The organism is Pedobacter sp. 01N416 (assembly GCF_056399685.1).
The window spans coordinates 1-1159 of record NZ_JBFTRT010000897.1 but is presented as its reverse complement, the minus strand read 5'-3'; the positions used below and the strand labels follow the sequence as shown (position 1 = coordinate 1159).

Annotated in this window: 1 protein-coding gene; it reads left to right on the top strand. The window is 39.2% G+C overall.

What is annotated here, in order from left to right; translation table 11 throughout:
- The coding region (gene priA / locus AC1DND_RS28220) for a replication restart helicase PriA (RefSeq protein WP_477586205.1) at positions 1-1075 on the top strand (1075 nt) is incomplete at its 5' end.
- Positions 1076-1159: the final 84 nt, after the last annotated feature.

Here is a 1159-nt window from a genome sequence, read left to right as displayed (position 1 = left end):
GATGAAAGAGCGTTTTGGTGGTGTTCAGCTTCCCAATCAGCAAGTAGTAAGTATTTCGGAAGAAACGAAGAAAAAAACAATGAGCTCGTATTTTTCGAGTGTATTGATAAAAGATATAGATCTGGCGCTTTCTAAAAAGGAACAGATTGTGTTATTTCAGAACAGGAGGGGCTATGCCACAATTCTAATCTGTGCTRCCTGTGGTTATACCCCAAAATGTGTAAACTGCGATGTAAGTTTARCCTATCATAAAAGCAGTGGCAAATTACATTGTCATTATTGTGGCTATCAACAAAGTAGCGTAAATATCTGTCCGGCCTGTGGTTCGGTGCATGTAGAGCAAAAAGGATTTGGTACCGAGCGTATTGAAGAAGAACTCAGGTTACTTTATCCGGAAGTTACCATAGCCCGGTTGGATATGGATAGTACAAGGACAAAAAATGGGCTCCAACAGATCTTAAACGACTTCCAAGAAAAGAAAACCGATATTTTAATCGGCACACAAATGGTAGCTAAAGGGTTGGACTTCGATAACCTGAACCTTATTGGAGTAATTAATGCCGATACGCTTTTAGGTTACCCTGATTTCCGTGCTTACGAAAGGAGTTTCCAGTTATTGGCGCAGGTTGCAGGTAGGGCAGGGAGAAGGGCTGATCAGGGAAATGTCTGTATTCAGACTTATGATGCCGAAAACCGCATCATTAAACAGGTGGTGAACAACGATTATGAGGGCATGTACAACGACGAAATCGTAGAACGGGAGAAATTCTTGTATCCGCCTTTTTCCAGAATGATATTCCTATATGTAAAACATAAAGATTCTCATGTACTAGATCACGCGGCATTCACGCTGGCCAATATCCTTAAAGGAAAATTTGGTAAACGGGTTTTAGGTCCAGAGCAACCTCTGGTAAGTCGTGTTCGCAATCTTTATATCAAACAGATCATTATCAAAGCTGATAAGCATACTGCCATTCAAAAAGTTAAAGATGCATTGAGAGAAACCCTGACTCAATTTAATGCTACCAAAGAATTTAAAGGCGTTTTTACACAAATAGATGTAGATCCATACTAGAAATGAGTGAATTATTGAGTGAATGAATTTTGAACGAGTTAATATTTGAGTTTGGAATTATTGAATGGGTTCGTTATTCTTTCC